The 26,559-nt window shown below is 72.7% G+C and carries 24 protein-coding genes; 8 read left to right on the forward strand and 16 right to left on the reverse strand.

The features are described 5' to 3' along the window. The first annotated feature begins 14 nt into the window (after positions 1–14). On the forward strand, positions 15–611 hold the full coding sequence (locus ACIRR8_RS17525) for a flavin reductase family protein (protein ID WP_404065527.1): 597 nt from the start codon (positions 15–17) through the stop codon (positions 609–611). Between the two features lie 28 nt (positions 612–639). On the opposite strand, the gene ACIRR8_RS17530 is transcribed toward ACIRR8_RS17525, so the two are convergent. After that, a complete protein-coding gene (locus ACIRR8_RS17530; RefSeq protein WP_404065064.1) occupies positions 640–1,959 on the reverse strand; it encodes an MFS transporter in 1,320 nt (439 codons plus the stop codon). A gap of 292 nt (positions 1,960–2,251) precedes the next feature. Further along, entirely contained in the window at positions 2,252–3,544 is a 1,293-nt protein-coding gene (locus ACIRR8_RS17535; RefSeq protein WP_404065067.1) for an MFS transporter, read from the reverse strand. An 87-nt stretch (positions 3,545–3,631) separates the two neighbouring features. On the opposite strand from ACIRR8_RS17535, the gene ACIRR8_RS17540 reads away from it, so the two are divergent. Continuing rightward, positions 3,632–4,624: a GlxA family transcriptional regulator gene (locus ACIRR8_RS17540; protein ID WP_404065070.1), complete on the forward strand. Its 993-nt coding sequence runs from the start codon at positions 3,632–3,634 to the stop codon at positions 4,622–4,624. Positions 4,625–4,633: 9 nt separating this feature from the next. On the opposite strand, the gene ACIRR8_RS17545 is transcribed toward ACIRR8_RS17540, so the two are convergent. The 4 genes from ACIRR8_RS17545 to ACIRR8_RS17560 all read right to left on the reverse strand — a co-directional run bounded on the left by ACIRR8_RS17545 (position 4,634) and on the right by ACIRR8_RS17560 (position 8,601). Beyond that, entirely contained in the window at positions 4,634–5,323 is a 690-nt protein-coding gene (locus ACIRR8_RS17545) for a TetR/AcrR family transcriptional regulator (protein WP_404065073.1), read from the reverse strand. A gap of 99 nt (positions 5,324–5,422) precedes the next feature. Beyond that, positions 5,423–6,472, reverse strand: coding sequence for a Zn-dependent alcohol dehydrogenase (locus ACIRR8_RS17550; protein ID WP_404065075.1), 1,050 nt, complete (start codon positions 6,470–6,472; stop codon positions 5,423–5,425). Then, positions 6,469–7,614, reverse strand: coding sequence for an acyl-CoA dehydrogenase family protein (locus ACIRR8_RS17555; RefSeq protein ID WP_404065078.1), 1,146 nt, complete (start codon positions 7,612–7,614; stop codon positions 6,469–6,471). The genes ACIRR8_RS17550 and ACIRR8_RS17555 overlap by 4 nt, the downstream gene beginning before the upstream one ends. Before the next feature lie 48 nt (positions 7,615–7,662). Beyond that, the gene (locus ACIRR8_RS17560; RefSeq protein ID WP_404065081.1) at positions 7,663–8,601 is read right to left on the reverse strand and encodes an SDR family oxidoreductase; all 939 of its coding nucleotides are present in this window, start codon (positions 8,599–8,601) and stop codon (positions 7,663–7,665) included. A gap of 83 nt (positions 8,602–8,684) precedes the next feature. Here ACIRR8_RS17560 and ACIRR8_RS17565 point away from each other — a divergent pair, with 83 nt between their 5' ends. Beyond that, complete coding sequence (locus ACIRR8_RS17565) at positions 8,685–9,611, forward strand: cyclase family protein (RefSeq protein ID WP_404065084.1); 927 nt, start codon at positions 8,685–8,687, stop codon at positions 9,609–9,611. 73 nt (positions 9,612–9,684) lie between these two features. Here the strand turns inward: ACIRR8_RS17565 and ACIRR8_RS17570 are convergent, their stop codons facing one another. The 4 genes from ACIRR8_RS17570 to ACIRR8_RS17585 all read right to left on the reverse strand — a co-directional run bounded on the left by ACIRR8_RS17570 (position 9,685) and on the right by ACIRR8_RS17585 (position 13,984). Then, entirely contained in the window at positions 9,685–10,191 is a 507-nt protein-coding gene (locus ACIRR8_RS17570) for an ATP-binding protein (RefSeq protein ID WP_404065086.1), read from the reverse strand. Positions 10,192–10,598: 407 nt separating this feature from the next. Then, the gene (locus tag ACIRR8_RS17575; RefSeq protein WP_404065088.1) at positions 10,599–11,603 is read right to left on the reverse strand and encodes an acyl-CoA dehydrogenase family protein; all 1,005 of its coding nucleotides are present in this window, start codon (positions 11,601–11,603) and stop codon (positions 10,599–10,601) included. A gap of 6 nt (positions 11,604–11,609) precedes the next feature. Next, positions 11,610–12,764, reverse strand: a complete 1,155-nt coding sequence (locus ACIRR8_RS17580; RefSeq protein ID WP_404065091.1) for an acyl-CoA dehydrogenase family protein — start codon at positions 12,762–12,764, stop codon at positions 11,610–11,612. Positions 12,765–12,778: 14 nt separating this feature from the next. Beyond that, positions 12,779–13,984 (reverse strand): amidohydrolase family protein, encoded by a 1,206-nt coding sequence (locus ACIRR8_RS17585; RefSeq protein WP_404065094.1) that lies wholly within the window; start codon positions 13,982–13,984, stop codon positions 12,779–12,781. Between the two features lie 168 nt (positions 13,985–14,152). On the opposite strand from ACIRR8_RS17585, the gene ACIRR8_RS17590 reads away from it, so the two are divergent. Beyond that, a complete protein-coding gene (locus ACIRR8_RS17590) occupies positions 14,153–15,730 on the forward strand; it encodes a class I adenylate-forming enzyme family protein (RefSeq protein ID WP_404065096.1) in 1,578 nt (525 codons plus the stop codon). A 43-nt stretch (positions 15,731–15,773) separates the two neighbouring features. On the opposite strand, the gene ACIRR8_RS17595 is transcribed toward ACIRR8_RS17590, so the two are convergent. Together ACIRR8_RS17595 and ACIRR8_RS17600 are read right to left on the reverse strand one after the other, a co-directional pair. Next, positions 15,774–16,301, reverse strand: a complete 528-nt coding sequence (locus ACIRR8_RS17595; protein ID WP_404065098.1) for an EF-hand domain-containing protein — start codon at positions 16,299–16,301, stop codon at positions 15,774–15,776. Between the two features lie 126 nt (positions 16,302–16,427). Then, entirely contained in the window at positions 16,428–16,802 is a 375-nt protein-coding gene (locus ACIRR8_RS17600; RefSeq protein ID WP_404065101.1) for an STAS domain-containing protein, read from the reverse strand. A gap of 337 nt (positions 16,803–17,139) precedes the next feature. On the opposite strand from ACIRR8_RS17600, the gene ACIRR8_RS17605 reads away from it, so the two are divergent. Then, positions 17,140–17,733 (forward strand): RNA polymerase sigma factor, encoded by a 594-nt coding sequence (locus tag ACIRR8_RS17605; RefSeq protein ID WP_404065104.1) that lies wholly within the window; start codon positions 17,140–17,142, stop codon positions 17,731–17,733. Next, positions 17,730–19,172, forward strand: a complete 1,443-nt coding sequence (locus ACIRR8_RS17610; RefSeq protein WP_404065107.1) for a zf-HC2 domain-containing protein — start codon at positions 17,730–17,732, stop codon at positions 19,170–19,172. The genes ACIRR8_RS17605 and ACIRR8_RS17610 overlap by 4 nt, the downstream gene beginning before the upstream one ends. A gap of 9 nt (positions 19,173–19,181) precedes the next feature. Here ACIRR8_RS17610 and purU read toward each other — a convergent pair whose 3' ends face one another. Further along, complete coding sequence (gene purU / locus ACIRR8_RS17615; protein WP_404065110.1) at positions 19,182–20,081, reverse strand: formyltetrahydrofolate deformylase; 900 nt, start codon at positions 20,079–20,081, stop codon at positions 19,182–19,184. 86 nt (positions 20,082–20,167) lie between these two features. Then, positions 20,168–20,614, reverse strand: a complete 447-nt coding sequence (locus tag ACIRR8_RS17620; RefSeq protein WP_018510773.1) for a hypothetical protein — start codon at positions 20,612–20,614, stop codon at positions 20,168–20,170. Positions 20,615–20,788: 174 nt separating this feature from the next. Between ACIRR8_RS17620 and ACIRR8_RS17625 the strand changes: the two genes are divergently transcribed. Then, positions 20,789–22,069: an ABC transporter substrate-binding protein gene (locus ACIRR8_RS17625; protein ID WP_404065113.1), complete on the forward strand. Its 1,281-nt coding sequence runs from the start codon at positions 20,789–20,791 to the stop codon at positions 22,067–22,069. Between the two features lie 37 nt (positions 22,070–22,106). Here the strand turns inward: ACIRR8_RS17625 and ACIRR8_RS17630 are convergent, their stop codons facing one another. Next, complete coding sequence (locus ACIRR8_RS17630; protein ID WP_404065116.1) at positions 22,107–23,729, reverse strand: hypothetical protein; 1,623 nt, start codon at positions 23,727–23,729, stop codon at positions 22,107–22,109. A 208-nt stretch (positions 23,730–23,937) separates the two neighbouring features. Further along, entirely contained in the window at positions 23,938–25,320 is a 1,383-nt protein-coding gene (locus tag ACIRR8_RS17635; protein WP_404065119.1) for a transcriptional regulator, read from the reverse strand. A 290-nt stretch (positions 25,321–25,610) separates the two neighbouring features. Here ACIRR8_RS17635 and ACIRR8_RS17640 point away from each other — a divergent pair, with 290 nt between their 5' ends. Further along, positions 25,611–26,288 (forward strand): bifunctional DNA primase/polymerase, encoded by a 678-nt coding sequence (locus ACIRR8_RS17640; RefSeq protein ID WP_404065121.1) that lies wholly within the window; start codon positions 25,611–25,613, stop codon positions 26,286–26,288. Positions 26,289–26,559 lie beyond the last annotated feature (271 nt).

A 26,559-nucleotide genomic window follows, 5' to 3' on the forward strand; every position in this document is an offset into this window, starting at 1 on the left:
TGGGACACGCAGGCATGGCCGCCACCGCCGTCCGGTACCTCAGGTCCGTCGGCGCCGCCACGACAGCAGTCCGGCCGCCGCTGGAGGCTCTGCCCCGGCCGGACCTCAGGGCCGTCCGGGACGACGAGCGGCTCCCGGTCGACCCGGCCGAATTCCGCCGCGTACTGGGCCACTTCGCCAGCGGCGTCACGGTCGTCACCGCGCGCGACGCGGACGGGCCCACCGGCTTCGCCTGCCAGTCCTTCGCCTCGCTCTCGCTGGACCCGCCGCTGGTGTCCTTCATGGTCGCCCGTACGTCGACGACCTGGCCGCGCATCGCCCGCGCCGGGGCGTTCTGCGTGAACATCCTGGGGGCCGAACAGGGCCCGCTGTGCCGGGCGTTCGCGGTGAGCGGGGCCGACAAGTTCGCGGGCGTGGCGTACGAGGAGGCCCCGGCGACCGCTTCACCGCTGCTCGACGCCGTACCGGCCTGGATCGACTGCCGCGTCCACACCGTCCACACCGGCGGCGACCACCTCATCGTGGTGGGCCGGGTGGAGGCGCTGGGCGCGGCGGAGGACGGGGAGCCGCTGCTGTTCCACCGGGGCGCGTTCGGGCGGTTCAGCCGCTGAGGTCCTCGGTGTCGGTCCGGTTCGCCGGTCAGCCGCCGGCGGCCCCCGAAGCCGCTCTCGCCCGCCGGATCACCAGCGACATCAGCGCGGCCACCGCGCACAGCGCCCCCGACGCGTACCAGACCACGTCGTAGCTGCCGAAGACGTCCCGCGCGACCCCGCCGAGGAACGCCACGACCGCCGCGCCCACCTGGTGCGAGGCCAGGACCCAGCCGAAGACGATGGCGCTGTCCTCGCCGTACTGCTCGCGGCAGAGCGCCAGCGTCGGCGGGACCGTGGCGACCCAGTCGAGGCCGTAGAACACGATGAAGAACACCATCGGCGGCCGCACATCGGGCGCCATCAGCATCGGCAGGAAGAGCAGCGAGATGCCGCGCAGCGCGTAGTAGACGGCGAGCAGGCGGCGGGCGTCGAAGCGGTCGGTGAGCCAGCCGGAGAAGATCGTGCCGACGACGTCGAAGACGCCGATCACCGCGAGCAGCGAGGCGGCCGCCGTGATCGGCATGCCGTGGTCATGGGCGGAGGGGACGAAGTGGGTGCGGATCAGGCCGTTGGTGGAGGCCCCGCAGATCGCGAAGGTGCCCGCCAGCAGCCAGAACGGGCCGGTGCGCGCGGCCTGGAACAGCACCTTCACCGTGCGGCGCGCCGCACCCCGGGCCGGGGCCGGCTTCGCCACGTACACACCGCCGTACGGGGCGAGCCCCACATCGGCCGGGTGGTCGCGCATCAGGAGCCAGACGAACGGGACCACGACCAGGGCCGCCAGAGCGACCGTGACGGAGGCGGGCCGCCAGCCGTGCTCGTCGACGATCCAGGCGCAGAGCGGGAGGAAGACGAGCTGGCCGGAGGCGCCGGCCGCGGTGAGGATGCCGGTGACCAGGCCGCGGCGCGCGACGAACCAGCGGTTGGTGACGGTCGCGGCGAACGCCAGCGCCATGGAGCCGGTGCCGAGGCCGACGAGCAGACCCCAGTAGATCATCAGCTGCCAGGACGCCGTCATCCAGACGCTGGCCAGCGCCCCGGCCGCCACCAGACTCAGCGCGGTCGCCACGACCCGCCGGATGCCGAAGCGGTCCATCAGCGCGGCGGCGAACGGGGCTGTCAGGCCGTACAGCGCCATGTCGATGGAGACCGCGAGCCCGATCTCACCGCGCGACCAGCCGAATTCGGTGTGGAGCGGGTCGATGAGCAGGCCGGGCAGCGAGTTGAAGGCCGCGCCGCCGATGATCGTCACGAAGGTGACGGCGGCGACGATCCACGCCCGGTGGATACGGGGACGGCGGCGGCGCGCCTCGCCGGGCAGCCGCCGGTCGTCGTCCTGGGCGGCGCTTTCGATGGTCTCGGTCACGGGGAACAGCTTCCTGGCCTGCGCGTTCCGCCACGAGTGGCCCGGGGGACACGGTTCGCAGGGATCGGGCCACCGGGCCCCGGGGTGGCGTACGGAGCCGATGGCCCCCGCACGTACCATCGGCCGTCGGTCGGCGCGGCCGTCCGGCCGGGCGCCTGGTACGCAACGGATCGGGGGGATCTCATGCAAGTAGCGCGCCTTCGGACCCTCCGGATCCGTTGCGCGCACGCCGCACGCCGCAGGCCCCCGCCGCGACCGCGCGCGGATGGCGGAGGGCCTCCGCCCCGGTCCCTCACCCCGATCCCACCCTCCTCAGCTGCCGAACGGGCCGGGCCACCAGCAGCACCGCCACCACGCCCATGTTGATCACGGCCGCCACCACCAGCAGCTCCGGTGCGCCCACCACCTCGGCCACCGGGCCGGCCAGCGCGCGGCCCGCCGCGACCATCAGGAGCGAGCCGGCCACGTCGTAGGCGTGCAGCCGGTTCAGGGCCTCCGGCGGGACGTGCGTCTGGACCGTCGTGGACCACATCACCAGCCAGAACGCGGCCGCCGCACCCGCCAGCAACTGCCCCGCCGCCAGCACCGGCAGCGGCATCCCGAGGGCCAGCACCACCAGACTCACCGCGACCAGCGACAACGCGATCGCGCCCGCCGCGAGCGGGTGGGACGGACGCAACCGCAGGGCCATGAGACCGCCGACGACGCTGCCCGCCCCGTTGACCGCCATCAGCATCCCGTACGCTCCCGAGCCGTGCGCCTGCGTGACCAGGACGGCGGTGAGCGGGAGCACCGGGCCGAGGACCGCGAAGCCGTACACGGTCCAGACGGCGATCACGCCCCAGAGCCAGGAGCGAGCCCGGAACTCACGCCAGCCGTCCACGAGTTCGGCGGTGAAGGTGCCACGTATCGCGTCGTCGTGCGGGGCGGGGGCAAGGCGCATCAGGAAGAGGCAGGCGCCGGAGACCGCGAAGGTGGCCGCGTTGGCCGCGTAGACCGCTCCGGCGCTCGCCAGCCCGACGAGCACGCCGGCGAAGGCCGGGCCCGCCATGGTCATCAGCGCTTCGGAGACGCGGAGGACGGCGTTGGCGCGCTGGACGTCGGTGGAGACGCGCGGCACGGTCGAGGCGACGCCGGGCTGGAAGAGCGCGGCGCCGATGCCCGCGATCGAGCTGAGGACGTAGACCGACCAGAGCGGCGGATTGCCGAGCGCGAACGTGACCGCCAGCACCGAGGCGCCGACCAGCCGCAGCGCGTCGGCGACGATCATCATCCGGCGCGGTGTGAACCGGTCCGCGAGCACACCGCCGAACAGTACGAACACCGCCAGCGGTCCCATCCAGGCCGCCAGCGCGAACCCGACCGACGAGGCGGGCCGGCCCGCGCCCAGCAGCCCGGCGGTCAGGGCGACGGGGATCATGCCGTCGCCGAAGAGCGCGACCGTACGGGCCACGAAGAAGTAGCGGAAGTTGCGGTTCCAGAGACCGCCGGAACCGACCGGACCGAGCGGCGGGAGCGGGGGCGAGGGCGGTCGGGTGTCACGCGAGACGTCGGGAATGGACGCGGTCTCTGTCGGCTTCTCCATCACGTCGCTAACCTGTATCAGCCTATGGTCTATACCAGCGAGTGATTTTCAGCCCGTAAGAGTCCCCCGTTCCGAGGAGGCCCCGCCATGCCGCACCGCGTCGCCGTCCTGGCCCTGGACGGGCTGCTCCCGTTCGAGCTCGGCATCCCCGACCGGATCTTCGGCCGCTCGCTGGAGCCCGTACCGGGCAACAAGGGCGGGAAGCTGTACGAGGTCGTGACCTGCTCGGTCCGCCCGCCCGGGCCGGTCCGGACCGACTCCGACTACGCGATCCTCGTGGAGCACGGCCCGGAGGCGCTCGCCACCGCCGACACCGTGGTCGTGCCCGCCTCCTACGAGCTGGGCCCGGTCTTCGAAGAGGGCAGGCTCACCGAGGAGTTGGCCGCCGCGCTCGCGCTCGTCCGGCCCGGCACCCGGATGGTCTCCATCTGCACCGGCAGCTACGTCCTGGCCGCCGCCGGCTACCTGGACGGCCGGCCCGCCACCACGCACTGGTCCTCCGCCGACCACTTCCAGCAGCTCTTCCCGCAGGTCCGGGTGGACCCGGACGTCCTGTTCATCGACGACGGCGACGTCCTCACCTCGGCCGGGGTCGCCGCGGGGATCGATCTCTGCCTGCATCTGGTGCGCCGCGACCACGGGGCCGCCGTCGCCAACGAGATCGCGCGGCGCACGGTGGTACCGCCGCACCGGGACGGCGGCCAGGCCCAGTTCATCCACCGCCCGGTCCCCGAACCGCAGTTCGCGACCACCACCACCGCCCGCGCATGGGCGCTGGGCCGGCTGGAGCAGCCGATCCTGCTGCGGGACATGGCCCGGCAGGAGTCGATGAGCGTACGGACCTTCACCCGCCGCTTCCGGGAGGAGGTCGGCATCAGCCCGGGCCAGTGGCTGAGCCAGCAGCGGGTGGAGCGGGCGCGCCATCTGCTGGAGTCCTCGGACCTGTCGATCGACCAGGTGGCCCGGGACGCGGGCTTCGGCACGGCGACCTCGCTGCGCCAGCACCTCCAGGCCGCGCTGGGCGTGCCGCCGACGGCGTACCGGCGTACGTTCCGCCGGGCCTCGGCGGACACCGCGTAGGCAGGGCCGTCACGCCACCAGGTCGTCCAGCTCCGCCGCGAAGAGCTGCGCCGGGTCGAAGCGCATGCCGGTGAAGTGCCCGGCCAGCTCCAGGGAGAGGACTCCGTGCATCCGGGTCCAGAAGCTCATGGCCAGGTGCAGGGCGGCGGGCGGGGCGGGGTGGTCGCCGGCCCAGCCTCGGTGCCCGGCGAGGTGCGCGGCGAACGGGGACTCGGGGACGTCGTCCGCGGCTTCGGAGGCTTCCTGCGTGAGCGCCGCGCAGGCGGTCAGCAGGGTCGCCATGATCTCGGAGGAGATCGCGGTGGTGTCGTCGGGCGCGTGGTAGCCGGGGACCGGCGTGCCGTAGAGGAGGAAGTAGCGGTGCGGATCCTCCAGCGCCCAGTCACGCATCGCGTGCGCCAGGCCTGACAGGTCGGCACCGTCGGCGGCGGCCGTACGCAAGGTGTCGGCGAGGCTGCGGTACCCGTCCCGGATCAGCTCGGTGATCAGCTCGTCCCGGCCGGCGAAGTAGCGGTAGAGCGCGGGGCCGCTCACACCCATCCGCTTGGCGATCGCGTTGAGGGAGAGCGCGGAGGCGCCGGCCGTGGCGATCTGCTCCCAGGCGTGTTCCTTGATCTCCGTACGGACCTGGGCGCGGTAGCGCTCGCGCGGGGTCGCGGGGCCGGACGTGACACCGGATCCGGCGTCGGACTTCGCCATGGTGGGTCACTTTCCGCAGCCGGGCCGCGAGGCTACTTACTCAAAGTTTCGCTAGAAGGTATCACGAAACCGGAACGCGCCCATGCCTCCACCGCTGGATCAGAAGACCAGGACTCCTCGCGCAACCCGCCCGTGGTGTGCGTCGTCGGCGGCCTTGGCGAAGTCCTCCACCGGGTAGGTCTCCGTGACCAGTTCGTCCAGGAGCAGTCGGCCCTCCCGGTACAGGTCCGCGTACAGGGCGATGTCACGCTGCGGCCGCGAGGAGCCGTAACGGCAGCCGAGGATCGACTTGTCCAGGTACATCGAGGAGACGGTGAACGACGCCTCGGCGCTCGCCGCCGGTACGCCGAGCAGGACCACCTGGCCGTGCCGGTCCAGCAGGTCGATCGCCTGCCGGATCAGCTCGGTGCGGCCGACGCACTCGAAGGCGTGGTCGGCGCCGTCGGGCAGGATGTCCCGTACGCCGTCGGTGCCGGTCAGGAAGTGTGTGGCGCCGAACTGCCGGGCCACCACCTCCTTCGCCGGGTTGCTGTCGACGGCGACGACGGTCAGCGCGCCCGCCAGCCGCGCGCCTTGCAGCACGTTGAGGCCGATGCCGCCGGTGCCGATGACCACGACGCTGTCGCCCCGGTCGACCTTCGCCCGGTTCAGTACCGCCCCGACGCCGGTGAGGACCCCGCAGCCCATCAGCGCGGCGGAGGTGAGCGGCAGGTCGGCGGGGATCTTCACGGCCTGGACGGCGCGGACCAGCGTACGTTCCGCGAAAGCGGAGTTGGAGGCGAACTGGAAGAGTTCCCTGCCGCCTCGCGAGAACGGCCGGCCGGGCCGGCCGATCGCCTTGCGGCACATGGTCGGCCTGCCCCGGTCGCACTGGGCGCAGGCCCCGCAGTTGGCGAGGGTGGAGAGCGCCACGTGATCGCCGGGCCGTACGTGGCCGACGCCGGGGCCGACGGCCTCCACCACGCCGGCGCCCTCGTGGCCGAGCACGACGGGGACGGGGAACGGGATGGTGCCGTCGATGACGGACAGGTCGCTGTGGCAGAGGCCCGCGGCGGCCACCGCCACCAGCACCTCGCCGGGGCCGGGGTCGCGTATCTCCAGGTCGTCGACGACCTCGGTCCGTGTGCCGTCGAAGACGACGCCTCTCATCTCGGCTCCCTCGGTAGGCCGAGCACCCGCTCGGCGATGATGTTCCGCTGGATCTCGTCGGAGCCGCCGTAGATGGTGTCGGCCCGGCTGAAGAGGAACAGGTGCTGTGCGGTGGTGAGTTCGTACGGGGTCGTGGCCGACCAGGGCTGTGCGCCGACGGCTCCCGTCTCGCCGCCCACCTCCACCGCCAGCTCGCCGAGCCGCTGGTGCCAGCCGCCCCAGAGCAGCTTGGCCACGCTGGGGGCGGCCGGGTCGGTGGTGGCGCCGAGGGTGCGGAGGGCGTGCTGGCGCATGGTGGCCAGCTCGGCCCACTGGCGTACGAGGCGGGCCCTGATGACCGGGTCCCCGGCGGTCCCGTTGGCCCGGGCGGCGGCGATCACCTGGTCCAGCTCCTGTGCGAATCCGATCTGTTGGGCGAGGGTGGAGACCCCGCGCTCCAGGGCGAGTAGGCCCATGGCGACCGTCCATCCGTTGCCTTCGCCACCGACCACCTCGGCGGCCCGGGCCCCGTCGAAGAAGACCTCGTTGAACTCGCTGGTGCCGGTCATCTGGCGGATCGGCCGTACGTCGACGCGGCCCGGCTGGTCCATCTCGACGAGGAGGAAGGAGAGGCCGTGGTGGCGGGTGGAGCCGGGGCCGGTGCGGGCGAGGACGAAGCACCAGTCGGCGTCCCGGGCGAGCGAGGTCCAGATCTTCTGCCCGGTGACGGCGTACCCGCCCGTGCCGTCCGGTACGGCGGTGGTGCGTATCCCGGCCAGGTCGGACCCCGCGCCCGGCTCGCTGTAGCCCTGGCACCAGAAGGTCTCGCCGCGGGCGATGGGGGGCAGGTGGCGGCGTTTCTGTTCCTCGGTGCCGTAGGTGATGAGGGTCGGGGCGAGGAGGTTCTCACCGATGTGGCCCATCCGGGCGGGGGCGGCGGAGCGGGCGTACTCCTCGGCCCAGATGACCTGGTGGGTGAGGCCGGCGGGGCGGTTGCCGTAGGCCGCGCCGCCGTCCTCCGGCCAGCCGATCCCGATCCATCCCGCCTGGCCGAGCTCGCGTTCCCACGCGCGGGGGCCGACCGCGTCGGCAAGGTGGGTCTCCAGCCAGGTACGGGCGTGCGCGCGAAAGGCGCGGTCGCCCTCGGTGAACCCGAAGTCCATGGGTAGCCTCCTGTCGCCTTGAGGGCTCCGCCCCCGAATCCCCGGTCCTCAATCGCCGGACGGGCCGGCGGGTGCGTTCGGCCGCGCGCCCCGCCTCGCCGCCTCCGCCATCCCCTCCACCCGCGCCAGCATCGGCATCGGGTCCACCCCCACCGTCCCCGGCAGGAACTCCGCGATCCGTTCCGGGGTCCAGGGCACCCCCTCCGCGTATCCCGCCCGCAGCTCCCTCGGCTGGGCCCAGACCGCGATCTTGGGCCCGGCGATCGTGTACACCTGGCCGGTGATCCCCTCCTCCCGCGCCCGCTCGCTCAGCAGATAGACCACCAGCGCCGCCACGTCCTCCGGCTCACCGATCTCCGCCAGCTCCATCGGCACCCCGGCCGACATCCGGGTCCGGGCCACCGGGGCGACCGCGTTGGCCGTGACGCCGTACCGGTGCAGGCCCAGCGCCGCGCTGCGGACCAGCGAGATGATCCCGCCCTTCGCCGCGCTGTAGTTGGCCTGGGACACGCTCCCCTGGTGGTTGCCGCTGGTGAAGCCGATCAGCGTGCCGCCGCCCTCCTGCTTCCGCATCACCGCCGACGCGGCCCGGAAGACCGTGAACGTGCCTTTCAGGTGGGTCGCGAGGACCGGGTCCCACTCCTCCTCCGACATGTTGAAGAGCATCCGCTCGCGCAGGATCCCGGCCACGCAGACGACCCCGTCGAGCCGCCCGTACTCCGCCAGTGCCGTGTCCACGATCCGCTGCCCGCCCGACATCGTGGAGATGTCGTCCGCCACCGCGACCGCCTGTCCGCCCGCCGCCTCGATCTCCTTGGCGACCGACCGGGCGATCTCGCTGGTGGGCTCGGAGCCCTCCACCGAGACGCCGTAGTCGTTGACGACGACCCGCGCGCCCTCCGCCGCCGCGGCGAGCGCCACCGCCCGTCCGATGCCGCGGCCGGCTCCGGTGACGGCGACCACCTTGCCTGCCAAGAAGTTCCCCATGCCCGGCCCCTCCCACGGTTTCTGACGGTCCGTTAGATTTTACGGGCAGGCGGACAGTCCCGCACAAGACCCAGGAGGCCCCCATGTCCCTGCCGGCCGAGTTCCACGAGATCGCCAAGCGCGTGAACAACTGGGGGCGTTGGGGCGCGGCCGACGAGCGCGGGACGCTCAACCTGATCACCGACGCCGTGGTCCGGGAGGCCGTCGCCACCGTCCGGAGCGGTCACCGCGTACCGCTCGCGCTTCCGCTCCGGCACGGCAGCGTGCAGAGCGGACTCATCCCGGGCCGGATCGACCCGCTGCACACGATGGTCCAGATCAACCAGGAGATGTTCGGGCCGGGAACGGTCGCCACCAGCGACGACACCGTCACCATGGGGCTCCAGGCCTCGACCCACTGGGACGCGCTGACCCATGCCTCGCACGGCGGGCGGATCTACAACGGCCGGCCCGCCGACACCATCACGGCGCACGCCGGCGCGCAGTTCTCGTCGATCGCCGCCGTGGAGCACGTCGTGTCGCGCGGCGTGCTGCTGGATGTCGCACGCGCCCGGGGCGTGGACCGGCTGGAGGGCGCGCACGCCGTCACGCCGGAGGACCTGGAGGCGGCCGAGGAGTTCGGAGGCGTACGCGTACGGGCCGGGGACGTCGTCCTCGTACGGACGGGGCAGGTGCGGGTCGTGCTGGCCGGGGACCGGCAGGCGTACGGCTACCCGTCGCCGGGGCTGTCCGTACGCACGCCCGAGTGGTTCCACGCCCGGGACGTGGCGGCGGTCGCCAACGACACCCTGACCTTCGAGATCTTCCCGCCGGAGATCACGGACCTGTGGATGCCGGTGCACGCGCTCCACCTCGTCGAGATGGGGATGCTCCAGGGCCAGAACTGGGACCTGGAGGCGCTCTCCACCGTCTGCGCGGAGGAGCGGCGGTACGCGTTCCTGCTCACCGCCGCGCCGGAGCCGTTCACCGGGGCCACCGGCTCTCCGGTCGCCCCGGTCGCGGTGCTCTGACCCGGTGGCCGTGGACCGGTAAGGAGCAGGTGATCGTGATCCGGTGAGCGTGGACCGGCCGGAAGAGAGGCGTTCAGGCCAGGTGGTCGGTGAAGACGCAGGCGGGCGGCGTGCAGACCTCGCCGCCCTGGAGCACGACCTTCGGCGGCGTGTCCGGGACCGCCACCACCGGTCCGCCCCGGTCCACCTCGCACCAGATCTGCTTCCCGGCGCCCTCCGGCTGCCAGCCCCAGCGGTCCGCGAGGCCGTCCACCAGCTCCAGGCCCCGCCCGTTGGTGTCCTCGCCCTCCGCATGGCGCTGGAGCGGCGGGCGGTCGCTGGCGTCGGCGACCTCCACCCGCACGGTTCCGGCCCCGCCGGCCCCGCCGCCTCCGCCGAAGAGCATCCGCAGCACGGCGGGACAGCCCGTATGGACGACCGCGTTGGTGACGAGCTCCGAGATCAGCAGGATGAGCGTCTCCGCGAGCGGCTCGTCATCCCCTATCCCGGAACCGACCAGACGCGACCGCGCCCACCTACGGGCCCGTCCCACCTCTGCGGGATCCGGACCGACCTCCAGCTGAACCTGAAGCACCTGCACCGCTCACACCATCCGAACCGGCGGACACATCGCCTCGCGCCTCCTCAGGGTCACGGAACGTGATTCCCTTACGCGACAGCATGGTTGACGTACAGTCACCGCAACAAGCGCTTCGGGCATATTCCAGCGCGAAGGAGTACGCGTGGTGCATACTGTGCGACGCACGCTGCGGAGAGTCGAACAGGAGCGCGCAGGGACCGCGAGAAACGCTCTTCGGGCAGGCCCGGCACATCTCCGGCAAGAGCCCTCGCCCCGGACCGGAGCGGCCGCACGGGCCACCCCCGGATCGCCCGGTTCCAGAACCACTCGCATCCCACGGAGCGTACCCGAGCGCGGCGCCGACTCCGCCCGGTGACGAATCACGCAAAGGACACAACCCGGTATCGACGCCGACCGGCTGCACTGAGTCACGCTCCGCCCCCCGCTTCGTCCGGCCGTGGCCCCGAGGCCGCTGAACTGCCGTGCAGCAGCCGTACGGGCCCCAGATCGGCGGCCAGGATCTCCTGCGCCTCGGCCGCCGTGAGCCACCGGGCCGCCCGGAGCCAGGCCCGTTTCAGGTGGAGGTGAACATCTGCCTCCCAGGTGAACCCCATACCGCCGTGGATCTGGAGGCAGTCGCGCGCGTTGCGTACGGCCGCCTCGTCGGCGAGCAGTTTGGCCGCCGCGACCTCCACCGGGTCGCCGGTCAGCGCGGCCGCGTACACCGCGCTGCGGGCCGGTTCGGTGCGGGCGAGCATGTCGGCGCAGAGGTGTTTGACCGCCTGGAACGAACCGATGAGCGAACCGAACTGTTGGCGCGCACCGGCGTGTTGAACGGCCATTTCGGTGGTGCGCGCGGCGCTCCCGAGTTGTTCGGCGGCAGTGAGAAGCGCCCCTTCCCGGCGGAGTGCGCCGGAGTACGCCCCGATGGTCCCGGCAGCCGCCGCGCGCCCCGCGGTCCGGTGCAGCGGGGTCAGAGGGTCCATCGACCGTACGGGAACGGCCCCGGCCACGAACGCCGCCAGCCTCTCCCCCGTGAGCGTCTCCCCGCCCACCAGCACCGCGTCCGCCGCCGCCAGATGTGCCACCGGCAGTTCCCCCTCCGCCGCCGTCACCACCGCCTCGCCCTCCGCCGCGCCCTTCACCACCCCCGCCGCCAGGTGCGTCGCCACCAGCGGTCCCGGCAGCAGCGCGCGGCCCGCCTCCTCGAAGAGCAGCACCGCCTCCGGCAGCCCGAGCCCCACACCGCCCGCCTCCTCCGGCAGGCGCAGCGCGAAGAATCCGGCAGCCCCCAGCTCCCGCCACAGCGCACGGTCCACGCCACCGCCCCGCTCCACCGCCGCCCGCAGCCGCTCCCGGTCGAACACCGCGCCGAGCAGGTCCCGCATCCCGGACCGCAGGGCCCGCTGGTCGTCCGAGAGCTGGAAGTCCATGGCGGGTCAGCGCCCCTTCGGGAGGCCGAGGATGCGCTCGGCGACGATGTCGCGCTGGATCTGCGAGGTGCCGGCGGCGATGGTGTACGAGAGGGAGGAGAGCCGGTCCAGGGCCCACTCCCGGTCCAGATCGAAGGCGTCGCCGCCCAGCACCTCCGCCGCCGCCTCGTACAGCTCCTGGCGCACCCCGGAGTAGCGCAGCTTGAAGACCGACCCGCCGACGCCCGGCACCCCGCCCGTCCGCTCGGACTCGCTCACGTTCGCCTGCGTCAGCCGCCACAGCGCGCGGAATTCGGCGTTGAGGCGGCCGAGCCTCCGCCGCAGCACCGGATCGTCCCACCGCCCGTTGCGGCGCGCCTCTGCGGCCACGGCCTCCAGCGTGCGGCGGCAGGCGACGACCTCACCGACGAAGGCCGTACCGCGTTCGAAGGAGAGGGTGACCATGGTGACCCGCCAGCCGTCGTTCTCGGCGCCGACCCGGTTCCGTACCGGCACCCGCACCTCGTCCAGGAACACTTCGGCGAACTCCGTGGACCCGGCCAGCGTCCGCAGCGGCCGGACCGTGATGCCGGGCGCGTCCATCGGCATCGCCAGCCAGCTGATCCCCCGGTGCTTCGGCGCCCCCGGGTCCGTCCGCACCAGCAGCTCGCACCAGTCGGCCACCTCCGCGTGGGAGGTCCAGATCTTCTGCCCGCTCACCACGTAGTCGTCCCCGTCGCGCACCGCCCGCGTCCGCAGCGCGGCCAGGTCCGAGCCCGCGTCCGGCTCACTGAACCCCTGGCACCAGATCTCGTCCCCGCGCAGCACCGGCGGCAGCCAGCGGGCCCGCTGCTCGGCCGTGCCCTCGGCGGCGATGGTCGGGCCCGCGTGCAGCAGCCCGACGAAGTTGGCCCCGACGTAGGGCGCTCCGGCCTTCTCCGTCTCCTCCAGGAAGATCAGGTGCTGGATGGGGGTGGCACCCTGACCGCCCGCGTCGGCCGGCCAGTGCAGGCCCGCGTACCCGGCGTCGTACAGCATCCGCTGCCAGGTGGTGTCGTACGCCCGGCGCGCGGGCCAGTCGTCGGGCGAGGGCTTCCGCGGCAGGCCGGGGAGAACACCGGCCAGCCACTCCCTCAGCCGGCCCCGGAACTCCTCCTCGGCCTCCGTGTACGCGAGATCCACCGTCCTGCCCCCGCCTACTTGTCCAGGTCCAGGCCGAGCATCCGGATCGCGTTGCCGCGCATCAGCTTGTACACCGTCTCGTCGTCCAGGCCCTCGACGTGGTCGAGCGCGACCTCCTTGGTGTGCGGGAAGGTCGAGTCCACGTGCGGGTAGTCGGTCTCGAAGGTGGCGTTGTCGCGTCCGACGACGTCGAGCGCGGAGATGCCGTGCTTGTCGCGGAAGAAGCAGCAGAACATCTGGCGGTAGTAGTACGTGGACGGCGGCTCGGGGATCAGATCGCGCACCCCGCCCCACGCCCGGTGCTCCTCCCACACGTCGTCGGCGCGCTCCAGGGCGTACGGGATCCAGCCCATCTGGCCTTCGCTGTACGCCAGTTTGAGCGTCGGGAACTTCACCAGCACCCCGCTGAAGAGGAAGTCCATCATCGAGGCCATCGCGTTGTTGAAGGAGAGCGAGGCCTGCACGGCGGGCGGTGCGTCGGGCGAGGCGGCGGGCATCTGGGAGCTGGAGCCGATGTGCATGTTGACGACCGTGCCGGTCTCCTGGCAGACCGCGAAGAACGGGTCCCAGTAGCCGGTGTGGATGGACGGCAGTCCGAGATAGGTCGGGATTTCGGAGAAGGTGACCGCGCGGACGCCTCGCGCCGCGTTCCGCTTGATCTCCGCGACGGCCAGGTCGATGTCCCAGAGCGGGATGATGCAGAGCGGGATGAGGCGGCCTCCGCTGTCCCCGCACCACTCCTCGACCATCCAGTCGTTGTACGCGCGCACGCAGGCGAGAGCGACTTCCTTGTCGTGCGCCTCGGCGAAGGTCTGGCCGCAGAAACGCGGGAAGGTCGGGAAGCAGAGCGAGGCCTCGACGTGGTTGAGGTCCATGTCCTTGAGCCGCTCGGCCGGGTCCCAGCAGCCGGGCCGCATCTCGGCCCGGGTGATGCCCTCCAGCGTCATGTCGTCGCGGTCGAAGCCGACGGCGGCGATGTTCCGCTTGTACGGGAACCTCAGGTCCTCGTAGATCCACCAGTCGGTCGGCGGCCCGTCCGGGTCCATCGTGATGACGTACTTCCCGCCCGTGTACGCCAGCTCCCCGATGCCCGCCGTCAGCGGCTGCGGTCCGCGTTCGCGGTACTTCGCGGGCAGCCAGGTGGAGAAGAGGTGCGCGGGCTCGATCACATGGTCGTCGACGCTGACGATCCGAGGCAGTTCCCTATCGGTGTCCGTCATGGTGGGTCGTCCCCTCCGGCGCGCACCCCGGCGATCCCTGGGCGCTTTCTGATGGTCCGTCAGATTGCGGTGCGGCACTCAGGCTAGCCCCGCACCCCTGGACCGACAAGGCGCGGAGCCCTACGCTCTCCGCACTATCTGACTGGCCGTCAGTTCGGAGGGATCCCTGTGACCGCCGTGAACGACGTGACCGCGACCGCGCACGCGCTGAGCTCCTCCCGCACCTTCTGGGAGCTGATCGAGGCCCGCGCCGCCCTCACCCCCGACCGCCCGGTCCTGCTCCAGGAGGACCGCTCCCTGACCTTCGGCGAGCTGCGGGACCGGGCCGAACGGGTCGCCGCCGGGCTGTACGGGAGGGGCGTGCGGGCGGGCAGTGTGGTGGCCTGGCAGCTGCCGACCCGGCTGGAGAGCGCCCTGCTCTCCTTCGCCCTGGCCCGGCTCGGGGCCGTGCAGTCGCCGGTCATCCCGTTCTACCGGGACCGCGAAGTTCGGTTCGCGCTGAGGGAGTCGGGGGCCGCGTTCTTCGCCGTGCCGGGTGTGTGGCGCGGCTTCGACCACACGGCGATGGCCGAGCGGATCGCGGCCCAACTCGCCGACCCGCCGAGCGTCTTCGAAGCGTACGAGGACCTTCCCGACGGCGATCCGTCGACCCTGCCGCCTCCGCCGGAACCGTCATCGGGTGACGAGGTGCGCTGGATCTACTGGACCTCCGGCACCACCTCCGACCCGAAGGGCGTCCTGCACACCGACCGTTCGCTGATCGCGGGCGGCTCCTGCCTCGCGCACGCCCTGGAGCTGCACGCGGACGACGTGGGCTCGATGGCGTTCCCGTACGCGCATGTCGCCGGGCCCGACTACACGGTGATGCTCCTGCTGTACGGGTTCCCGGCGGTGATGTTCGAGCAGTTCGCGCTGCCGGACGCGTTGGCGGAGTACCGCAGGCACGGGGTGACCGTGGCGGGCGGGTCGACGGCGTTCTACGCGATGTTCCTGGCCGAGCAGCGCAAGGAGCCGGGCACGCCGCTCATCCCCTCGCTCCGGCTGCTGGCGGGCGGCGGGGCGCCGAAGCCTCCGGAGGTGTACCACGCGGTGGTGCGGGAGATGGGGGTCCAGCTCACCCACGGGTACGGGATGACCGAGGTCCCGATGATCACGATGGGCGCGCCGGACGACACCGCAGAGCACCTGGCGCTGACCGAGGGGCGGCCGCCGGAGGGGATGGAGATCCGGATCACCGACGAGCACGGCAAGCCGCTCCCGTACGGCGTGGAGGGAGAGGTGCGGCTGCGCGGGGAGGCGGTCTGCCGGGGATATCTGGACGCCTCCGCCACCGAGACGGCCTTCGACGGGGACGGGTTCCTGATCACCGGGGATCTCGGCCGGGTCCAGGAGAGCGGGCACCTCACGCTCACCGGGCGGCTGAAGGACATCATCATCCGCAAGGGCGAGAACATCTCCGCCAAGGAGATCGAGGACCTGCTCCACACGCACCCGGCCGTGGCGGACTCGGCGGTGATCGGGCTCCCGGACGCCGAGCGCGGTGAGCGGGTCTGCGCGGTGGTCGAGCGGGTGCCGGGCGCGCCCGCGCCGACCCTCGCCGAGCTGGCCGGCCATCTGCGAGGCGCCGGGCTCTCCGTCCACAAGGTGCCGGAGCAGCTGGAGGTGCTCGACGCCCTCCCGCGCAACGAGACGCTGCGCAAGGTGCTGAAATACCGGCTGCGGGAGCGGTTCGGCGGGGGCGCCTGAGGGTTACGGGGGTGGCGCGCCACCCCCGTACGGCGTCGGGCGGTTACGTGGCGTCGGGCTCGATCACCGTGAAGTACACGGCGAGCGCGGAGACCACATCGCTCTCGGCGATCAGCCCGTCCCGGTCGGTGTCCAGGCTCTGGGCCGCGATGCCGGCGATCTCGGTGCTGGCCCCGAGCACCTTCAGGGCCCGCTCCACGGAGGCCACCGACGCCCGGCCGCCGTTGTTCTCGCTGTCGGCCACCGCGATCGCCGCCCGCAGGAAGGGGCGCGCGATCTCGGCGAACCGCTCGGGATTGTCCCGCAGCCGCTTCACCGCCCCGCCGACGAACTCCTCGCGGGTGACCCGCTGGTCCCCGTCCACATCGGCGATGCCCGCCATGCCCTGCCAGAAGGCCTCGGCCCCGGTGTAGAGCGCCTGACCCTTGTCGCAGCGGGCCGTCGTACCGAACTCGGTGAGCAGACGGGCGGCTGCGGCGTTGAAATCGGCGCGATCGATGGTGCCGTTGCCGTCCTGGTCGAAGGCGGCGAAGCGGTGCGCGATCTTTCGCTCGTACTCTGCGCTGTCCATGCGGGGAGCGTACGTCGCCCGGGGCCTTCACGTGTCACCGAGCGACGCCTCCTGTGTGACAACCTCGCTTCAGCACCGAACGCTTTCGGCCGGTCACGCGCCGCCGCTCACCCGTCCCTGCCGCGCTCAGGCCGTCAGGGGCTCGCACGTATCGTCGATCGCCGAGACCGTGTCCGGGTAGACGTCGAAGAGTCTGCGCACGCCCAGCGCCCCCAGCACCTTGTTGACGTGGGAGCCGTCCTCGGCGCCCCGGGCCGGGAGGATCAGCCGCAGCCGGCCGCCGCAGGACTTCATCAGGCGGCGCGAGGCGATCAGCACCCCCACCCCGCTGGAATCGCAGAAGAACACCTCGGACAGGTCGAGCACCACATCGTGCTGCCCCTCCGCCACCGCCTCGTGGACGGACTGACGCACGACGGGTGAGCTCACGAGATCGAGTTCACCGCGTATCCGCAGCACGGTCCAGTCGCCCTGCTCGGTCTCGTCCACCTTCAGCGTCACGCGACTGGACCTCTCGTTCCGGGGCTCCCGGCAATCCGGAAGTTTCCGTTCCTCCTCGCGGCTGCCCCACCGCACATCCATGAAACACCGCCCTCACCCGGAAGACCCAGGGGGTTTCCGGTGGAAATGATCACTTCGGCCGGTTTCCCCTGCTCAGCGGAGCCAGGTCCGCGAGAACGGCCGAAATCGATTGGTGAAGTCTTGGCATTCCTTACATCGGACAGTTGCGGCAAAGGCAGGTACGGGGCTCGCGCGGGCGACTACATTCGGACAGCGAGGGCAGAGGCCGGATCACGGAGCATCGCAGAACATCACGGCGCCGGGGGCTGGGGGTTTCATGGCGAAGGACGCACCGCCCCGCTGGGACCGCATGATGCAGCAGAGGCTGGTGAGCGGTGAGGCGGCGGCGCTCGGTGAGCTGTACGACCGGTTCGCCGCGCTCGTCCACAGCCAGGCGCACCGGATGCTCGACGACGAGGACGCCGCAGACCTGGTGACCCGCGAGGTCTTCGCCCAGGTCTGGGAGAACCCCGAGGCGTACGACCCGCGGCAGGGCTCGATGCGCTCGTGGGTCGCCAGGCTCACCCACCGCCACTCCGTGCAGCGGCTGCGGCGGGCGGCCGCCGCGGCGTACGCGCAGGAGCACGGCGAGGGTTCCGTGCCGGACCCGGAGGAGCTGGAGCGGCGGGTGCGCAGCGCCACCGCGGCGGCCCGGGCCGACTACATCGTCTCCTCGATGCCCGTCCCGCTGCGGCAGGCGCTGGAGCTGGCGTACACCCGGCGCCGGGACTACCGGCAGACCGCGGCCGACCTCGGCGTCACCGAGGACGAGGCCCGCCGCCGGCTCCGGCTGGGACTCCAGCTGCTGTCCACCGCCAACACCCGGCCGCTCGACGGGGCCTCACCACCCGGTTACGGACGCGGCCGGTGAACGGCGACGGGCGGGAGGACGGCCGCCGCGACGACGAGGTGCGGGGCGCGCGGCGCATACCGGGCCCGCGCGGCGCGGTGGACGACCTCGACCTGGAGGCGGTGAGCCGGCCGGTGCCGCCGCCGCCGGGCTCCGGTGCGAAGGAGGAGGCGGTGCCGGAGCAGGGCGTTCCGGAGCGGGGCGTTCCGGAGGAGTCGATGCCGGGGCGGGGTGTTCCGGAGGGCGCGGTGCCGGAGGAGGAGGTTCCGGAGGGAGAGGTTCCGGAGTACGCGTACGAGGCCGGTGAGGAGGACCCCGTACCCGCCCCCGACGCCCCGGCCCTCTCGCACCAGGTCCTCAAGGCCCTCCTCGGCGCCTGGGCGCTCTCCGCCTGTTCGGCCGAGGAGACTCTCGCCGTCGAGGACCACCTCACCGCGTGCGCGCCCTGTGCCGACGAGGCGCTGCGGCTGCGGGACGCGGTGGGGCTGCTGCACACCGACGGGTCGCTGGATCTCGATCCGGGTCTGCGGGCCCGGGTGATGGACGGCTGCCTCGGGCGCCGCCCGGCCCGCATCCCGATTCCGGACTGGGCCACTCCGTACGACGCCGAGACCGCCCGGCTCGACGCGCTGCTCCGCGACATCGGCGATTCCGACTGGCACGCGCCGGTGCGGCTGCAGTGGTTCGAGGACGAACGCGCGGTCACCCGCCGGACCACGGTCGCTGGAGTCATCGGCCACCTGATGGCCGTCGACGGGCTGGTCTCCGCCGCGCTCGGCCTGGCCGACCCGCTCGACACCGCCGAGGTGACCGGCGGGGCGGCCGAGGTGCCGCTCTCGCCGACGCGGCGTACCGAGAGGTACTGGTCGGCCACGCACCCGCCCGCCACCCGGGCCGTCCGCGAGCCCTGGCGCAGCCTCACCCACGAGCTGATCCGTACGGCGTCGCTGGGCGGCCGGAGCGTGGCCGAGCGCTCCGTCTCGTACGGGGAGTTCGCGCTGCCGCTCCAGGACGCGCTGCTGGACCGGGCCTTCGAGTGCTGGGTGCACGGCACGGACATCGCGGAGGCGGTGGACTACCCGTACAGGCCGCCGTCCGCCGCCCATCTGCACCGGATGATCGACCTGGCCGCCCGGATGCTCCCGGCCGCGCTCGAAGGACGCCGCCGCGCCGGACTCGCCGGACCGGCCCGGGAGCTGGTGGCGCCCGGAGAGCCGGGGCGGTCGGTCCATCTGGAGGTCGAGGGGCACGGCGGCGGTGACTGGTACATCGCGCTCGACTCACCGGCCGCCCTCGGCACGCCCGGCCGCGCGGTGGCGCAGGTGGCCCTGGACGGCGTGGAGTTCTGCCGGCTGGTCGCGGGCCACATCTCGCCGGTCGAAGCGGCGGCGGGCCAGGAGGGCGACCGCGAGGCCATCCGCGACGTCCTGTTCGCGTCGGCCTCGCTCAGCAGGTTGTGATCACCCGGGTCAGTTGAAGATCACCGTACGGCGGCCGTTGAGCAGGATGCGCCGCTCCGCGTGCCACTTCACCGCGCGCGCCAGCGCCTGGCACTCCACGTCCCGGCCGATCGCCACGAGCTGGTCGGGGGTCACGTCGTGGCCGACGCGCTCCACCTCCTGCTCGATGATCGGACCCTCGTCGAGGTCGGCGGTGACGTAGTGCGCGGTGGCGCCGATCAGCTTCACGCCCCGGGCGTGGGCCTGGTGGTACGGCTTGGCGCCCTTGAAGCTCGGCAGGAACGAGTGGTGGATGTTGATGATCCGGCCGCTCAGCTGCTTGCACAGGTCGTCGGAGAGCACCTGCATGTAGCGGGCGAGGACGACCAGCTCCACGTCCTCCTCGCGGACCAGCTCCAGCAGCCGCGCCTCGGCCTCCGGCTTGTTGTCCTTCGTCACCGGAAGGTGCCGGAAGGGGATGCCGTACGAGGCGGTGAGCTCGGCGAACTCCGTGTGGTTGGAGACGACGGCCGCGATCTCGACGGGCAGCGCGCCCGTACGGGAGCGGAACAGCAGGTCGTTGAGGCAGTGGCCGAACTTGCTGACCATCAGCACGATCCGCATCCGCTCCGCCGGCCGGTGGATCTGCCACTCCATCCGGAAGGCCTCCCCGATGGCGGCGAAGCTGGCCCGCAGCTTGTCGACCGTGACCGTGGCGTCCGCCGAGAAGTGGACCCGCATGAAGAACAGACCCGTGTCGTGGTCCCCGAACTGCTGGCTGTCCTCGATGTTGCAGCCGGTCATGAAGAGATAGCTGGAGACGGCGTGCACGATGCCCTGTTTGTCCGGGCAGGAGAGCGTGAGGACGTACTGCTCGGGCAGCGCGGTGTCCGAGGCGGCCTGGGCGGCGGTGGGCTGCGGTGCGGTCATCCTCGTAGGGTGCCACAGCCGCCGAAGGTCAGGCGCTCGTGCTCACCATGCGGCCCCGGCGCCTCCACGGCCCGGACCACGATCGTTCAGGCGGCCCGGGTCATGATGCGGATGACGTCGAGCGAGCGCGGCGGGATGTCCGGGTCCTCGGCGTCGTTGGTGGCGAGCATCACATGCGCCTCGCGCGCCGCGCGGACCGCCTCCGGCCAGCCGTGGTGCTCCAGATAGGCCGAGACGGGTGCGTCCGCGCCGACCTGGTGCATGATCCGCAGGACCCGCAGCGCGGCGGTGTCCACGGCGGCCGCCTCCGCGGAGTCCCGGAATATGGTGCCGACGTACTTCTCGGCGGACCAGTTGTCGAGCCAGGTGTCCTCGACCAGGCGGTACACGGCGTCGGTGACGTCCCCGTACCCCTCCCGGCCGGCGAGCCAGCACTCGTGGTGGAAGACGGGGTCGGAGAGCATGTGCAGCGCCGAGCGCACGTTGGTGCGCCAGCGCCACCACGGCATGTCAGTGAGCGGCATGACGCCCATGGTGGAGGAGCGACGGCCGCGACGGGAAGAGTTCTCCGAACCTTGCTGCACGGTGGTCGATCGTACGTTCCCCTCCGGCGGTCCCGCGCGGGCCCCCGCAATTCACCCGGACGTCACCGAGCGTTGAACACGCCACACCGTGGCGTTACCCCGGGGGCGGGAGCGTTGCTGAACATGACCGGACGGAGACGCACCGCCTTCCCCCGCCCCTTCCAGTTCGTCATCGGCACGGCGGTGGCCGGTGCGCTGCTGCTGTCCGGCTGTGGCGTGCTCCCCGGGGGCTCGGGGGGCTCCGGGGAGCCCGTCACGGTGATGACCTGGGCGCCCGACCGGGTGGACGACGCCGACGCGGTGACCATGCCCGGCGTTCCCGCGATGGCCCGGACGTACGCGCGCTGGATCAACGAGCAGGGCGGCATCGACGGGCGCGAGCTGCGGGTGATCACCTGTGACGAGCGCGACACCGCGGCGGGCGCCGAGCGGTGCGCCCGGCAGGCCGTGGACAAGAAGGTGGCCGCGGTCGTCGGTTCGTACAGCCGGCACGGCCAGAGCGCCATCCCGGTGCTGGAGTCCGGCGGCGTCCCGTACATCGGCGGCTACGGCGCCTCCGACGAGGAGTTCCGCAGCTACCTCTCGTACCCGGTCAACGGCGGCCAGTCGGCGCTCCTGGCGGGCCACGGCCGGCAACTGGCGGGCGGCTGCGAGCGGGTCGCGCTGGTGCGTCCCGACTCGCTCGGCGGCGCCCGGATGCCGCAGCTCCTCAACACCGGGCTGCTCGCCGCCGAGCGGCCCGAGTCCACCGACATCCTGGCCCCGGAGAACGCCACCTCCTACGACGAGCAGGCGGGCAGGGCGCTGGAACGGCGGGCCGGCGGCAGCTGTGTCGCGGCCGTGCTCGGTTCCCGTACGGAGACCTTCTTCGACTCCTTCCGCCGGCTGGAGCCGGAAGGCGAGCGGGTCAGGATCTCCTCGGTGCTCGGCAGCGTCAGCCAGCCGCTCATCGACCGCACCGGCGGCCGCACGAGCCCGTTCGAGGGCGCCTACGTCACCGGCTGGTACCCGGACGCGGGCGACGCGCGCTGGAACGGGATGCGGGAGGTGATCCGGAAGTACGCCTTCGGGGACAACCGCATCGACCCGGACGACACCGGTGTGCAGACGACCTGGATCGCCTACACGGTGCTGCGGGCGGTCGTCGAGGCGATCGACGACGACGGGATCACCGCCAACAAGGTCACCTCGGCGCTCAACCGGGGCACCGAGGTCGACACCGGCGGTCTGACGCCGGTGCTCCGCTGGCGCTTCAAGGACCTGCTCGGCACCTCGCCGTATCCGCGCATCGTCAACGCGGACGTGACGTTCCAGGTGGTCCGCGAGGGTCGGCTGACCGCGCAGAAGAAGGGCTTCGTGGACGTCACGGAGGTCCTGTCGGACGCCCGGCGGACGGTCGGCTGAACCGCGGCCGCACCCGCCGGGCCGGGGCGGTCCACGGTCAGAGCTCGACCGGGGTGTGCTTGGTCAGGCCGTACTTCCCGGCGATGGCGTTCCAGAGCCCGGAGGCCTCCTGCTTGGCCTTGGTCGCCACGCCGCTCTGCTCGTTGGCGCGGGCCGTCTCGCTGGTCGACCGGGCCTGGCCGCCCTTGCAGACGCTCTTGTTCTTCTTCGCCTGCCGGGCCCAGGCGGCGTAGTGATCGTCGGCGGCGGCGGAGGCCTTCCACGCCTTCGTCAGCGAGGAGTTGAGCGCCTGGTGCCGCGGCAGCTGGTCCAGGGTCAGCCCCTCCAGCCGGGTCACCAGGTCACGGCGCTGCTGGGCCGCGTCCTTGAGGTCGGTGTTCGCCTGGTCCAGGTCCTTGCAGGACTTGATCTTCTCCACCGCGCTGATCACCGCGGCCCGGCTGTTGTTGCTGTCGGCGAGCAGCTTGTCCAGCGCCTCGGCCTGCGGCTTGGCCGGATCGACGGCGGCCTTCGTGGTGGGGGCGGTGGTGGGCGGTGAACTCTGCGAGGCGATCGGCTGCTTGTCGTCCTTGGCCGGCTCGTCGCCGCTCATGCTCCACCAGGCGCCCGCGCCGAGCCCGATGACCGCGCAGCCGACGACGACCGCCGCGATGAGCGGGATGTGGGCCGAGCGCCTGCGCGGGGCGTCGCCGCCGTCGTCGTACCGGGGCGGCCCGGCGTGACCGTCGCCGCCGCGCGGGCCCTGGAGCCCGGACCGGTAGCCCCCTTGCGGCGCCTGGGGCGGCAGCTGACCGCCGGGGCCCGGGTAGCCGTAACCCTGCTGGGACGGGGGCTGCTGGTCGTACTGCTGCTGCGGTATCTGCGGTATCTGCTGGGTGGCGCCCGCCGGCTCCTCCGTACGGAACAGGTTGTCGAACTCGGCGGGCGGCTGCCGGTCGTCGGGCGCGCCGGACGCTGCCGGTGCGCCCGGGGTGCCCGGCCTGATGCCGTACGGGGCTCCGCCCGGCACCGGCGGTATGTACTGCGTGGCGTCCGCGTCGCCGCCGGGGACGGGAGCGATGTACTGCGTGGCGTCCGCGTCGCCGCCGGGGACGGGAGCGATGTACTGCGTGGCGTCCGCGTCGCCGCCGCCGGGAAGGCCCTGGCCGCCGCCGGTCCCGGCTTCCGGCGGGAGCGGCTGCGCGTACGGCTGGCGCTGGTGGTGCTGGGGCTGGTGGTGCTGAGGCTGCTGATGCGGGTACTGCTGGTACGGGTCGGAGTGCTCCGCCTGCTGCGGCTGCTGGTACGCGCCCGAGCCGCTCTGCCCGTACGCCTGGCCGTACTGCTCGCCGTACTGCTGTCCCTGCGCGGGCGGCAGCGGCTGGGAGTGGTGCTGGGGCTGCTGATGGGCCTGCTGCGGGTATCCGTACGCGCCCGCTGCCTGGCCGCCCGGCTGTCCCGGCGCGTCGGACTCCGGCCCCCAGGACCGGCCCCACGGCTGGCCGCCGGCGGGCGCGGCCTGCCCGGCCTGCTGCCCGCCCTGGTCGGCCTGGCCGCCGGTGGGCGCCCCCGGGATCCAGGGGGCGCCGCCGTCGGAGGGCAGCACGACACCTTCGTGCGCGGGTCGTCCGGCGGGGGGCTGTTGCTCGCCGCCCTGTCCGCCCTGTCCGCTCTGCGTCACCGGGACTCCTACGTGTGAACCAACGGAATCGTCGGCTCACGCTATCGGGTGGCCGCCCGACTCCGCCAAGCGCGTGGTCCCCCTCACCACCCCTTCACAGGCCCGGTAACACCCAGCGCCCGCAGGACGCTGTTAACGGCCGCCCCACCGCCGAAACCGTGAACGCCGCGTCTCACGCCTCCTCCCACGCCGTCTCTCGCGCCACCTCTCACGCCGCCTGGAGCTCCAGCCGCTCGCCGAACTCCCGGACCGCCGGCTCCTGTCCGTACGGCGCCAACCGCTGCTGGAGGTCGTCGAGATATTCGGCACCCCGGCTGGAGCGCACCGTCCCGAGCAGCTCCATCGCCCGCGTGCCGGTGTGGCAGGCGCGCTCCACCTCGCGCTGCTGGACCTGGGCCGAGGCGAGCAGCACGAGCCCGATGCCCCGGCGCCTGGCCCGGGTCTCCGGCAGCGCGGCCAGCGCCTCCTTCGCCCGCTTGGCGGCCTCCGGCGCCTGGTTCAGGTCCCGGTGGCAGTGGGCCAGCTCGTCCGCGAGGTACCCGTGGTCGAAGTGGGCGATCCAGTCCGGGTCGTCGCCGCTCTCCGGGTCGGCCTGCTCCAGCGCGGCGACCGCCCGGGCCGTCACCACCTGGCAGGTGCGGGCGTCGCCGAGCAGCGCGTGGCCCCGGGCCTCCGCCGCCCAGAACATCGCCTGGGCACGGGGCGTGACCTGGCCGCGGGCGCCTTCCTGGGCGGCGCGGGCGAGTTGGGCGATCTCGCGCGGGTTGCCGAGCTGGGCGGCGAGGTGGCTCATAGAGGCGGCGAGCACATAGCCGCCGTACGCCCGGTCGCCTGCGGCCTGGGCCAGGCGCAGCGCCTGGATGTAGTAGCGCTGGGCGAGGCCGGGCTGGCCGGTGTCGACCGCCATGTAGCCGCCGAGTTCGGTGAGGCGGGCGACGGCGGCGAACAGCTCGCGGCCGACCTGTTCGCGGTACGCCCCGGAAAGCAGGCCGGAGACCACGCTGTTGAGGTAGTGCACGAGGACCGGGCGGACATGGCCGCTGCCGAAGCGGTGGTCGAGGTCGGTGAGGGCGGTGGTCATCGCCTGGACCGCCGCCACGTCAGCCATCCCGACGCGTGCTCCGGCGACCCGTTCGACCTGCGGGTCCTTGCCGGAGATCAGCCAGTCGCGGCTGGGCTCGACGAGGGCGGAGGCGGCGACGGTGGAGCCGGTGAGCAGATCGCGGCGGCCGACGTCGCTGCGCCACAGCTCGCAGACCTGCTCGATCGCTCCGGCGACGGTCGGTGCGTACTGCAGGCCCACGCCGGAGGCCAGGTTCTTGCCGTTGGCCATGCCGATCTCGTCGATCGTGACCGTACGGCCCAGCTTGCGGCCGATCGCCTCGGCGATGATGCCCGGGGCCCGGCCCCGGGGTTGCTGTCCGCGCAGCCAGCGGGCCACGGACGTCTTGTCGTACCGCAGATCGAGACCGCGCTCGGCCCCGACCATGTTGACGCGGCGCGCGAGGCCCGCGTTGGAACAGGCGGCTTCCTGGATGAGCGTCTGGAGCCGTTCGTTGGGCTGGCGGGCTACGAGAGGCCTTGCTGCCATATTTCCCCCTGGAACAGTCTGAAAATACCTGGATCATCAGATACACGGATACGCGGTGGTCGGTGGAAGCATCACTGCCCGTCACACACTCAAGAAATGCGCATATTCCATCGGCATTCGGTACGGGCACGGTGAGTTGTCCGGCCCTGCTGGGCTCTACCCGCCCTCCGCTCCACCGCCTCACGCGCGCCCCCGTCCATGCACCGATGCGCCCCGCGTGCGGAATCGATGCATCGTGACCGGCTCGCGCGCGCCCGTAACCCCGAGTGAGGCTGGGAGTTGAGCTGGACGTGGAAGAGCCCATCGGAGTCACGGAAGCCGCACAGGTCCCTCAGCAGCGGGGCGAGCCCCTGCTCGACGCCGCGGTGCGGTATGCGGAAGAGCGCCATTGGGACGTGTTCCCCGGCACCTGGCTGGAGGCGGTGGAGGGCCGGGAGCGCTGCTCCTGCGGCGAGGCGGCCTGCCCGCTGCCCGGCGCGCACGCGGACCGGCCGGACTGGGCGGGCCAGGCGACCGGCAGCGGTGCCGCGGCCCGGCGCATGTGGTCCCGGCAGCCGCGCGCCTCGGTGCTCCTGCCGACCGGCCGCGCGTTCGACGCGCTGGAGGTCCCCGAGTCGGCCGGGTTCCTGGCGCTGGCCCGGATGGAGCGGATGGACCTGACACTCGGCCCGGTCACCTGCACGCCCGACCGCCGGATGCTCTTCTTCGTGCTGCCGGGCGGCGCGGGCAAGGCCTCCGAACTGGTGCGCACGCTCGGCTGGAACGCGGAGGCGATCGATCTGACCGGCCGCGGCGAGGGCCACTACGTCGCGGCCCCGCCCACCCGGGTCGGTGGCCGCGGAGCCGTGCAGTGGGCCCGCAAGCCCACGCACGTCAACCGCTGGCTGCCCGATGTGGACGAGTTGGTCAGCCCGCTGGCGTACGCCTGCGCACGCGAGGCGGCGGACGCCCGCACCCGCGTCTCGTAGCTCCCGGCAGGCCTTTCGTAGGGTGGTCCCCATCTAGCGGGGATATCGAAAGGCTGTGCCATGCCGGACCGGGCAGATGCACGTGACATGACAGACGCGCACGACGCGCCTTCGGGAGCGACGGAAGCGGACACGGCGGCGGGCGGCGCGCGGACCCCGCCCCCCCCCCGCCCCGGACACGGGGGGGGGGAGCGGGTGGGGGGGGCGGTGGCCCGCGCGGGGGTCGGTATGGAGCGGGCGGGGGGGCACTTGAAAGGGCGGGGGGGGGCGA

The organism is Streptomyces sp. NPDC101178, assembly GCF_044767965.1.
GTDB lineage: Bacteria > Actinomycetota > Actinomycetes > Streptomycetales > Streptomycetaceae > Streptomyces.

What these genes read in the sequence shown, in the direction of transcription:
- ACIRR8_RS17550 (WP_404065075.1), bottom strand. Translation starts at nt 6,472, where the DNA reads ATGAGAGGCGTCGTCTTCGACGGCACACGGACCGAGGTCGTCGACGAC.
- ACIRR8_RS17585 (WP_404065094.1), bottom strand. Translation starts at nt 13,984, where the DNA reads ATGACGGACACCGATAGGGAACTGCCTCGGATCGTCAGCGTCGACGAC.
- ACIRR8_RS17595 (WP_404065098.1), bottom strand. Translation starts at nt 16,301, where the DNA reads ATGGACAGCGCAGAGTACGAGCGAAAGATCGCGCACCGCTTCGCCGCC.
- ACIRR8_RS17535 (WP_404065067.1), bottom strand. Translation starts at nt 3,544, where the DNA reads ATGGAGAAGCCGACAGAGACCGCGTCCATTCCCGACGTCTCGCGTGAC.
- ACIRR8_RS17525 (WP_404065527.1), top strand. Translation starts at nt 15, where the DNA reads ATGGCCGCCACCGCCGTCCGGTACCTCAGGTCCGTCGGCGCCGCCACG.
- ACIRR8_RS17635 (WP_404065119.1), bottom strand. Translation starts at nt 25,320, where the DNA reads ATGGCAGCAAGGCCTCTCGTAGCCCGCCAGCCCAACGAACGGCTCCAG.
- ACIRR8_RS17560 (WP_404065081.1), bottom strand. Translation starts at nt 8,601, where the DNA reads ATGGGGAACTTCTTGGCAGGCAAGGTGGTCGCCGTCACCGGAGCCGGC.
- ACIRR8_RS17625 (WP_404065113.1), top strand. Translation starts at nt 20,789, where the DNA reads ATGACCGGACGGAGACGCACCGCCTTCCCCCGCCCCTTCCAGTTCGTC.
- ACIRR8_RS17540 (WP_404065070.1), top strand. Translation starts at nt 3,632, where the DNA reads ATGCCGCACCGCGTCGCCGTCCTGGCCCTGGACGGGCTGCTCCCGTTC.
- purU (WP_404065110.1), bottom strand. Translation starts at nt 20,081, where the DNA reads ATGACCGCACCGCAGCCCACCGCCGCCCAGGCCGCCTCGGACACCGCG.
- ACIRR8_RS17605 (WP_404065104.1), top strand. Translation starts at nt 17,140, where the DNA reads ATGGCGAAGGACGCACCGCCCCGCTGGGACCGCATGATGCAGCAGAGG.
- ACIRR8_RS17555 (WP_404065078.1), bottom strand. Translation starts at nt 7,614, where the DNA reads ATGGACTTCGGGTTCACCGAGGGCGACCGCGCCTTTCGCGCGCACGCC.
- ACIRR8_RS17545 (WP_404065073.1), bottom strand. Translation starts at nt 5,323, where the DNA reads ATGGCGAAGTCCGACGCCGGATCCGGTGTCACGTCCGGCCCCGCGACC.
- ACIRR8_RS17620 (WP_018510773.1), bottom strand. Translation starts at nt 20,614, where the DNA reads ATGGGCGTCATGCCGCTCACTGACATGCCGTGGTGGCGCTGGCGCACC.
- ACIRR8_RS17575 (WP_404065088.1), bottom strand. Translation starts at nt 11,603, where the DNA reads ATGGACTTCCAGCTCTCGGACGACCAGCGGGCCCTGCGGTCCGGGATG.
- ACIRR8_RS17565 (WP_404065084.1), top strand. Translation starts at nt 8,685, where the DNA reads ATGTCCCTGCCGGCCGAGTTCCACGAGATCGCCAAGCGCGTGAACAAC.